1 protein-coding gene is annotated in these 3,871 nt (G+C 24.3%); it reads left to right on the forward strand.

Features of this window, described 5'->3' with window-relative positions; all coding sequences use genetic code 11:
* The first annotated feature begins 73 nt into the window (after positions 1-73).
* A complete protein-coding gene (locus tag H2279_RS08150; protein WP_337196228.1) occupies positions 74-3,751 on the forward strand; it encodes a hypothetical protein in 3,678 nt (1,225 codons plus the stop codon).
* The last annotated feature ends 120 nt before the right edge of the window (positions 3,752-3,871 follow it).

Genomic DNA, 3,871 nt, shown 5'->3' on the forward strand with positions numbered 1-3,871 from the left:
AGATTAATAGGTGAAAATTTATGTCAAATTAATAATGGCAAATTTTAATAACACTTCATTTTAAGGTAAAATAATGAATAATAAACGATTTACTTGCACTTATATATATAATTACAAAGAGCTTAAAGGACTTATAGAACGTTATTGTAAAAACGCTAAATGTATAACTTTATATTGTAATAATTTTTCAGAAAAAAGAATATCTAATATGGCGGAAACGGATTATGAACTTGCTAGGCATCTGCAAGATTTTAATCTAGATAAATATTTATATGATACCCTTGTAAATTTTGCATATAAAGGTGTAAAAATTCAAGTTTATGATTATTCTTATAAAAGATTTCTTAACTCTGATAATTTAGATAATAAAATTCCAAATTTTACAATAACTCATTCACTATGCGATACAACAATTATTTTAGAAAATTTTTTAAAGGCTCTAGGAAAAACTGAAAATCAAACTATTTCACAAGCTATTTCTGAAATAATAAAAAAACAAAACGAAGGAGTAGATTTTTTAATTACCTGCATCAATGAAAATTTAAAAATTCCCTTAATCAAAAAATTAAACTCACTTGATGAATATCAAAAATTAAATGATTATAAAATCAATCAGCATGTAGAAATGGTATTTTCTGAATTAATACAAAATATCAAAGATATTTATGCAGAAGGCTATTCATTTGCGTACAAGAAAATATTAGAAGCTTTTCTTAATATTGTCAATATTTTTGAGTTAAAAAGTTTATTTGCAAAAGCAAATTTTTTATTGACTGCTAGTGATATTGCTTTTGAATCATGGCGAGCCTATCAAAATATTTCAAAATGGAGTAAAAATAAATATTCTTATATTATTTATAATGCTATCATAAAACTTCTTATAGACGATATTAGTTCTATTTTTACTATTTTTGAAAATAAAATTTTCTATTACGCACTTGTTATAGATGATGAAATTCTTTTTGATTTTTCAGGATTTGGCACTACAAGTCTTCCTTTAACAGCCTATCATAAACAGGATTTAGCTTTATGTCTTATAGCTAATAAAGATGGTTTTAAAGATTTAAATCAAACCCTTATTTTTCAAAATAAAAATGAAGAATTAGGTTTTTTTAATCATAAAAAGATAAAAACAAAACTCCAAGAACAGATGCTTTTAGATCAAAATAGATTGAGTTATATAGAAAGTCCTTATTTTAATTCCATTACATTAGCTCAAATGATAAAAAATTTAAAGAACAAAGAAAGCGAGTCTTTTTATGCAAAAAATTTTTTAATCATTACTAATTCTCCAACAAAATATAATGCAAAATTAAGCAAGCAAATTATAGAAGAAATTTTTGGAAATAAAATCAATTATCCTGATACGATAAAAGATGAAAACCAATATACAAAATTAATACAAGAACCTAAAGACTATAATGTAACTATAAATTATAGTAAATATAAAATTGATATTGCGGACAATAAAAATGATGCTTTCATACTCTCTTTAAGCCCATTTGTAAAATTGAGTTATCAAACTTATCAGAATTTTAAAGATGTAAAAGATGAAAGAATGGAACTTTTTAAAAATATATGGAATATTCCAATTTATGATGATTTTATAAAAGATCCCAATAATATTGATAAAATATATAATTATAACTATTTACAATCATTTTTTTTCCAATCAAATAATAAGGAAAATTTTTTAAAAAAACAAAAACAGTATTTTCAAGAAAGTATTGCTTATTTGCAAAACTATATCAATAGTATTATTCAGACCAAAGAAAGATACTACAATTACCAGACGGGATCAAGTTATTTAAGACAAGTAGATAAGAAAAATTTTAGTATTACAGATGTAATCTTACTCACCTTAACCTATTATGTAATAAAACATTTTTATTCTTTTGTTAAAACCGATTATAAAGCTTGGTGGATTTTTCAAGATTATGAAAGTATACAAATAGAAAAAGAAAAGATCGATATACTTCCTATAAATGTCTTTTTAACTCTTGATGAACATAAACCTATACCTTTATGTTTCTCAAAACAACAAAAAACTAAGCTGGATGCAGGGAAAATTTTTTGCATAGAAGAGTTTGCAGATTGTTTAGAGCAAAATGAAAATAGTGAAGTTAATGATGAGGATAATGAAAAATTTTTGCTTTATCTAAAAGAAAACCAAAACGATAATACCTCACAAGATGAAACAATAAAATATAACTTAGATCAGTTAGAAGCATTGATTGTAAAAGAAAAAAATCTTAACCTCCAAACCAATGATGAGTTGGATACTTTGATAAAAAATATAGAACAAGATCGTATAAGCAAAGTTTCTTACAATCCCCAAAAAACCATAGTGACTGTAATGGATGTTTTTGTAGATAAATTTTTTCCCTTTGCGGATTTTTTAAGAGACGATAATTTTAAATTTGTCAAACGACTTAGCAAAACCATTCTTAGTTTTTTAACCTATAATATGCAAAAGGCTCTTTATGAAAACATCGGCATAAGTTACTTATTATTTTTAATGACTAAATCAGATGTTCAAATAAAAAAAAATAAAATGACAAGCTTGAAAGAATTTAACCAAAGATTAAAAAAAATAAACAAAGTAGCTTTAATAGAGCTTTGCTATGCACAAGCTAATAAAAACAAATATGAAGCTATTATGTTAAGCAATAATTCTGCTTTTAAAAATTTAAAAGGTTTTAAGGATATAACAAATATAAGTAAAAAAGAAATTTTAAGATATAAATTCAGTTTTACCTTAAAAACAATTCAACGTATTGTAAAACAATCTTTTATAAATTTACCTCAAGCTGTTATACTGGATTTTATTGATCAATTATGGGTAACCCAATATGAAAAAAGTAAAAAAGAGTATGAAAAATTACAATTTTTAAAATTTACAGATAAATATAACCCTCCTTATGTTTTAATGAAAAAAACGACAAAAACCCAAGAAGGATTTATTTCTTACCCTATGATCATTAATAATACTTTTATTTCTTTTAATTTTACTTCTATGTTTGTAGGTGGAAAGCTTCAAACAGGCGGTCTGGGCGAGAAAGAGTCTTTATTTACCTATCGTAAAGATTTAAGTACGCAAAAAGTAAGAACCTACCTTTTAAATAAACTTTTAGCTTATTTATGTTTAGATGAGTTAAGATCTAAGAATAGTTTTAAGATTATAGAGGATATAGATTTTTTTAATAATTACTCTTATATGCATGATTTAGCAGTTAAACCAAGACTTTTGAAATTAAAACATGATAAAGAAGATTTTAAGAACTCAAAATATGCTAATGCTAATCAAAAAAATAATACTCAAACCTATAATAATAAATTAAATGAACTCGATATAGATAAACAAAGACAAGCTTTATACGATGAATACCAAGATAGTGCCAATAATGGTTCAACCGAAAATTCTTTAATTCCTATAGATGCTTATCATGTTTGTATGGATTATTTAGAAGATATCAATGAAGGTATATTTAATATTAATTCAAAAAATAATAAAATTGATCCTCTAAAGCATAGGAAATTTTTAAGAGCTTTGGATACTATTGGGCAAAATAATATTAAAGCATTATATGTAGGGATTGAGAAAACAGAAATAAAAAATGGAGATCGGTTTAGAAATCCTAATGTTGATCAATCCAATACAAATCAAACTATTAACAAAGAAAAACCACCAAAAATGATAGGCAGATTAGCTACCACTATCATTATGAAAAATGGTTTATGTATAGGTTAGAAAGGATTAAAAATGAATAAAGAAACTTATGAAATTTATACACCTGATGGTTCAATATTGAATGTAGAGAAAGATACAAATAAAATACTATTTACAGCAAAAAGCAATGGTACATACACA

This window comes from Campylobacter sp. B0100352/1, assembly GCF_020135855.1.
Classification (GTDB): Bacteria; Campylobacterota; Campylobacteria; order Campylobacterales; family Campylobacteraceae; genus Campylobacter_D; species Campylobacter_D taeniopygiae.

Bases quoted from the DNA above. Each gene is read 5' to 3' on its own strand.
- H2279_RS08150 (WP_337196228.1), top strand. From the start codon at position 74: ATGAATAATAAACGATTTACTTGCACTTATATATATAATTACAAAGAG.